At 30.0% G+C, this 6,734-nt stretch carries 7 protein-coding genes; all 7 read right to left on the reverse strand.

What is annotated here, in order from left to right; all coding sequences use genetic code 11:
- Positions 1-136: 136 nt before the first annotated feature.
- Positions 137-1,159, reverse strand: a complete 1,023-nt coding sequence (locus Q5F54_RS09060; RefSeq protein WP_281537936.1) for an NAD(P)H-dependent glycerol-3-phosphate dehydrogenase — start codon at positions 1,157-1,159, stop codon at positions 137-139.
- Between the two features lie 28 nt (positions 1,160-1,187).
- A complete protein-coding gene (gene plsY, locus Q5F54_RS09065) occupies positions 1,188-1,793 on the reverse strand; it encodes a glycerol-3-phosphate 1-O-acyltransferase PlsY (RefSeq protein WP_281537935.1) in 606 nt (201 codons plus the stop codon).
- 22 nt (positions 1,794-1,815) lie between these two features.
- Positions 1,816-3,141, reverse strand: coding sequence for a ribosome biogenesis GTPase Der (gene der / locus Q5F54_RS09070; protein WP_071119622.1), 1,326 nt, complete (start codon positions 3,139-3,141; stop codon positions 1,816-1,818).
- Positions 3,142-3,155: 14 nt separating this feature from the next.
- Positions 3,156-4,484 carry a DUF512 domain-containing protein gene (locus tag Q5F54_RS09075; protein WP_071119621.1) on the reverse strand — a complete coding sequence of 443 codons (1,329 nt, stop codon included), beginning with the start codon at positions 4,482-4,484 and terminating at the stop codon, positions 3,156-3,158.
- A gap of 158 nt (positions 4,485-4,642) precedes the next feature.
- Positions 4,643-4,843: a capping complex subunit for YIEGIA gene (locus Q5F54_RS09080; protein WP_083335006.1), complete on the reverse strand. Its 201-nt coding sequence runs from the start codon at positions 4,841-4,843 to the stop codon at positions 4,643-4,645.
- Between the two features lie 2 nt (positions 4,844-4,845).
- Positions 4,846-5,778, reverse strand: coding sequence for a YIEGIA domain-containing protein (locus Q5F54_RS09085; RefSeq protein ID WP_281537934.1), 933 nt, complete (start codon positions 5,776-5,778; stop codon positions 4,846-4,848).
- Positions 5,779-5,791: 13 nt separating this feature from the next.
- On the reverse strand, positions 5,792-6,734 hold a 943-nt coding region (locus tag Q5F54_RS09090), incomplete at its 5' end, for a YIEGIA domain-containing protein (protein ID WP_302334279.1).

Here is a 6,734-nt window from a genome sequence, read left to right on the forward strand (position 1 = left end):
TCATGTCGCCAACGACTTCGTCCGTTACTCAAAATCTTTTTTACGCTCAAAACCAATTTATTGATATTACTTACATTCAGAAGTTATCAACATTTTTTTAAGCATTATAATATTCTTAAGCGTAAAAAAGCTAGGATTAAAATCCTAGCTTTTCACTTACTATTTCTTCCATTTCATGAGTTTTATTTCTCATCATTAAGTCTATTACCACTTCATTAGGGTTTAAATTACTATGTAGTATAGAGTATATTGCACTTGTTATAGGCATATCTACATTTAATTTTTTAGAAACCTCATAAGCTACTTCTGTAGCAGTTATTCCTTCTACTACCATTTTCACCTCTTCTAAAGTTTCTTCTAAGCTCTTTCCTTGTCCTATTAAAATCCCTGCTCTTCTATTTCTACTATGCATACTAGTACAAGTTACAATTAAGTCACCTATTCCTGATAGCCCAGAAAAAGTAGAAGCATCTGCTCCCATAGCAACCCCTAATCTACTTATCTCTCTAATTCCACGAGTCATAAGAGCTGCTTTTGAATTGTCTCCAAGACCTAATCCATCACATATACCTGCTCCAAAAGCTATTATATTTTTTAATGCTCCTCCAAGTTCTACACCAACTATATCTGGATTTGTATAAACCCTAAACTTAGGTCCCATAAATATCTCTTGAACTTTTTGAGCTACTTCTAAATTAGTAGATGCTACAACTACTGTAGTAGGTATATCTCTCGCAACTTCTTCTGCATGAGATGGTCCTGATAAAGTTACATATGGATTATTCGGAAGTTCTTCTTCTACGACTTCTGATAATCTAAGACCCGTACCTTTTTCTAAACCTTTTGCTACATCAACTATTATCTGTTCATCTTTTATAAATGGCTTTATTTGATTACATACACTTCTTATAGCTTGTGATGGAACTGCTAAAACTATAATTATACTATTTAATACAGCTTCTTCTAAAGAAATTGTAACAGTCATATTATTTGGAAATAATACACCTGGTAAATAATCTATATTTTCTCTAGTTTTATTTATTCTCTTAGCCTGTTCTTCGTTAAGCGTCCACATGCTAACTTCATAGCCTTTTTTAGCCAAAGTTAATCCTAATGCGCTTCCCCAACTTCCAGTTCCTAATACACATACTTTTTCCATATTAAACACCACCTAACAGTATTTAAAATTATTTTTTTTCACCTAATTTTCTTTCTGTTCCACTTAGTAATCTTTTTATATTCTCTCTATGAGTATATATTACTGATACAGTTAAGAATAATGTAGCTATTAACCCTTTACTATTTTTAGTAAATACCATCATTATAGGAGACATAGATATACCAATTATAGCTCCTAAAGATACATATTTAGTAATTGCTACTATAACTAAAAATATTCCAAAACAAGATAATGCTAAAACAGGATTTATAGCTATCATAGAACCTAAAGAAGTTGCTACACCTTTGCCACCTCTAAATCCTAAAAATGCTGGCCAGTTATGTCCACATACAACACCCACTACAGCTAAATATCCTGCTGTAGCTATATCGACCCCTGATATTGTAGCTATTAACTTTCCTATAAGAACTGCTATAACACCTTTTAATAAGTCACCTATAAAAGTCATTGCACCAGCTTTTTTACCTAAAGTTCTAAGTACATTTGTAGATCCCGCATTTCCAGATCCCTGAGTTCTTATATCTACACCCATCATTTTTTTAGCTATTATATATGAAGTAGATATATTACCTAAAAGATAAGCAATTATGACAATCAATATATAACTAAGCATATTTATTCCCCCTTAGTTAAATTTATTTTTTATTTTTTTCTCTATATTCAAATTGTACTGGTGTACCCTCAAATCCAAAGTTTTCTCTTATTTTATTTTCAAGATATCTTTGATATGAGAAGTGAGTTAAGTTCTTATCATTTATAAATAAAGTAAACTTAGGTGGTTTAACTCCAGTTTGTGATCCATAGTAAATCTTTAGTCTCTTACCTTTATCTGATGGTGGTTGGTTTAACATTACCGCTTCACCTATTACATCATTTAATGCAGAAGTCGATACTCTCTTAGCATGTTCACTTGCTACATATTCAACTGTTTCTAATATTTTATTCATTCTTTGATTAGTTTTTGCTGAAACAAATATTACTGGTGCATACATCATGAATGGGAATTTTTCTTTAACTTCTTTAGTATAATTTCCTAAAGTTTTGTTGTCTTTTTCTATTAAGTCCCACTTGTTTATTACAAATACACAAGCTTTACCTTCATCATGAGCTATTCCTGCAACCTTTGTATCTTGTTCTGTGATTCCTTCTTTGGCATCTATTACTATTAATACTACATCTGCTCTATCTACTGCAGCCATAGATCTTATTACACTGTATTTTTCTACTGTTTCATATATTTTACTCTTTCTTCTAAGACCTGCTGTATCTATAAGAAGGAACTTTTGTCCATTTTTTTCTACATAAGTATCTACAGCATCTCTTGTTGTCCCTGCAATAGGACTTACTATAACTCTCTCTTCACCTAATATATTGTTAAGTATAGAACTTTTACCAGCATTAGGCTTACCTGTTATAGCAACTCTTATTATATCTTCGTCATACTCAGTATTTAATCCTTCTGGGAAATTTTGAACAACTTCATCTAATAGGTCTCCAAGCCCCATACTATTAGCACTTGATATTGCAAATGGAACTCCAAGTCCTAATTCATAAAAATCATATACATTGTCAAATTGACTTTGACTATCTATTTTATTTACTACAAGTATAACTGGTTTTTTAGTCTTTCTAAGAATTTGAGCAACCTCTCTATCTGCTGCTGTTAATCCTGATTTTCCATCAACCACGAAAAGTATTATATGAGCCATATCCATAGCAAGCATAGCTTGATTTCTCATATGTGATAATATTATATCTCCATTATCTGGCTCTATACCTCCTGTATCTATTAATGTAAAGTAATGATTTAACCACTCTACCTCTGTAAATATTCTATCTCTAGTTACTCCAGGAGTATCTTCTACTATAGATATTCTTTTTCCTGCTAATTTATTAAATAATGTTGATTTTCCAACATTCGGTCTTCCTACTACCGCAACTACTGGTCTATTATCACTCATAATAATCTCCTTTCTTATTTCAAAATTTTATCTATAAAGTCTTTACCTTCATTTAAACAAGGTACAACTTCAAGTCCCATGATGTCGCTTAAATTTTCTAAAGTTATATTATCTAAAAATATTTCTTCATCAGCTTTTAGCATACTTCTTGGTATATATAAAGTCTCACCTAAATTTTTATCCTTTAGTTGATCTATTATATCTGTTGCTGTTACAAGACCTGAAACAGTTATTGTATCTCCAAAGAAATTATTTATTATTTTATAAACATCTATCTGCACATTAGGGCATTTTTCCATTATACATTTTGCCATTTCACACATAAATTCATATGCTGAATGCCCTGTAGCAATAGATACTTTCTTTATTTTAGATTTATGGTCTTCTGATAAGTTTTCTAAGTAGTCTTTTATTTCTCTTTCAAATTTACTTATCATACCTACTCCATTTTCAAATTGTATAAATCCTTCATATTCATCATAGTCTAATAGCTTTCTATTTGCCATTATATAAAACTCATCTGATAAAAATATGAATCTAGTTCCTAATTCTTTAAGATATTTTTTCTGTAGCTTGTCTACTTGGTCAATAGTTTCTCCTGCTGTTTTTTCATTAAATATCTCTAGATTTGGTAAGTGTTCTCTATGCTTAGTTATTCCCACAGGAACAGCTGCTGCACTATTTACATAAGGATATAATTTAGTTAAATCTGATACCGTTCTTTCTAATTCTTCCTTATCATTGTATCCAGGACATAAAACAATCTGACAATTCATTTGAATTTGTGCTTCTGCTAATCTTTCCATTATACTATATAAGTTACCTGCAAATTTATTCTTTATCATAGTTTTTCTAAGTTCAGGATTTGTTGTATGAACTGATATATTTATAGGACTTATTCTGTATTTTATTATATTATTTATATCCTCTTCGCTCATATTAGTAAGAGTTACAAAGTTCCCTTGTAAAAATGAAAGTCTTGAGTCGTCATCTTTAAAATAAAGAGTTTCTCTCATTCCTTTAGGCAATTGATCTATAAAGCAAAATACACATTTATTTCTACAACTTTTAGCTTTATCTATTATTGGATTAGTAAATTCAATACCTAAATCATCATCATAATCCTTTTCAATCTCATATATGTACACTTCTCTATTTTGCTTTTGTATTTCTACTTCTAAGTATTCATCACTTAATAAGAATCTATATTCTATTATATCATGTATAGGTTCCCCATTTATAGAAATAAGTAAATCACCAACCTCTATTCCTAACTCATCTGCGATACTATCTTTATATACTTTACTTATTACATTATTTGTATTTTTTACATTTACTTCCATATATAATCACCACTTTTCTTTTTATATTAATTTAATTTTCATAACTTAAATAAGTTATAAGCATTATATCCGTTTCTTTAAACATCATATTATAATAACATGTTTTATTAAATCAAGTCAATATTTGTCAGATTATAAAAGGTACCATATGGTACCTTTTAATGCTTAACTATAATTAAAGTTTCCTTAGTAATAGCGTGAACCATTCCACCAACACTTTTTGCCATTAGCATAGCTTTATTTTGCAAATCTTTATTATCATTTGCATAAATTATAGGACACCCTCCAACTGGTTTCATATTTTTGTCAGTTGTAATTATACCCAGAGTATAATCAGTTATACCTATATTCATTCCCATACCTATACACTTCCCTTCTTGTATATTTTATAATTTTTTAATGATACATTTTTACCCTTTGCACTAGATAAAATAGGACATGATTTAACTGCATCTATCAATTTATTTATATCTTTATCTACTGGAACAACAGCTATCATAAGACTTCCATTATTCAGATTCATTCTCGGTAACGGATAAAAAGCAGGTTCATCTTCTTCTCTTAAAATTCCTATTCTAGAGTATATATTATATATAATAGCTTGACGTTGACCTGGATCATATATAGTTCCTACATTAGCATAACTTTTATCCTTTGGTATTATTTCTATTCCTAACCCCTGAGATAAATATTTTTCTCTATCTACCTCTAACCCTATATTAGTTATACCTTTTAATTCTCCTATTTGCATAATGCATTCATCTACAAAACTAATTTTAGAAGGCACTACATCTGCTATATCACCAATACTCTGTCTTGTAAGTAATTTTTTAAGTATAAATGCTAAAACTAATCCACATATAGAGCTAATTATAATTGACGTAGTATCTCCTAATTTAAACTCGCTTGATATTATATAATAAATCCCTACTGTAAGAAATGACGTTACTATACAAGTATAACTTCTAACTTCATATGTTCTAGCTATTTCTTCTATAAAAGCATTTCCTCTTTGTATCAATTGTACATCTTCTAAATTTTGTAGGGTATCCCTTCTATTATCTCTCACTTGCCTAAATTGTTGTGCTGCTAAAGATAAGAAAGTAATAGATGTATATGAACGCTCTATAAGCGCTGGTACTAATAGAGAGCCTAAAGCTGATGCAACAAATGCTAAAACTAATTGCGATAGCAAAATATTTGGTTCAGTTGGATATTGCTTTTGATCTAAATGTAACATTATAAGTCTCGATAATATCCCAATAATAATTCCTATAAAAAATATCTTGTCCATTTTCTCACCCCTCTTATAATTTTTCACCACTATAGGCACTTTGTTTTCCCTTAGATACTTCTAATATAGGTGTACTTTTCACTACTTTTATTAATTCATCAATATCTTTAACAAGAGGTAAATATGGAATAACTACTGTATTTTTATCTAAATTTATTTTCGTTGTAGCTAATAAATCCTTTTCATCTATATCCTTATTTATCCCAAAGTGAATAAATAAGTTATGAAGCACTGCTTGTCTCTGTCCCAAGTCACTAACAACCCCATAAGCCTTCATATTTTTAGGTATAATCTCTATTGCAATACCTTCTTTTAAATATTTACTTCTAGTATCCTCTAAACCTATATTTTCTATAAATACATCATTAACTTTAAGTATTGGACCATCGAAATTAATCTTAGCCTCTACTACATCAGCTATATCTCCTATACTACTTCTTCTTAAATATCTTTTAAAAATAAATCCTACTATAACTCCACCTATTGCAGCTAAAATGGTACATGGTAAAAAGCCAAACTTATAAGCTCTAGCGCAATATATATATACCACTGAAGCAACTAATGATGAAAATAGACTTATATAACTTCTACTTTCATATGTAGATGATATTTCTTCTATATATGCTGCTCCTTTAGGCACCACCTCTCCATTATCTATATTTTCTATTGTAATCCTTTCTTCTTGCGATAAACCTTGAAATTGTTGTATTGCTACAGCAAAAAATGTTAATGCTGAAAATTCTTTATCTATAAGAGCAGGAAATGCTATTGCACCAAGAGATGCTGATAATCCAGATATTATTATCTGCTCTAAGTAGTCTTGAGGTCTAGATGGATACTGTTTATCAGTCACCCGTAATACTAATCCTCTGCACAGTACTCCTATAAGTAAAGCTACTATAAATGCACGCCTAAACAAGTCATCTGCTATAAGACTTTCCTTCATCTGTATCAAC

Source organism: uncultured Romboutsia sp. (assembly GCF_958366745.1).
GTDB lineage: Bacteria > Bacillota > Clostridia > Peptostreptococcales > Peptostreptococcaceae > Romboutsia > Romboutsia timonensis.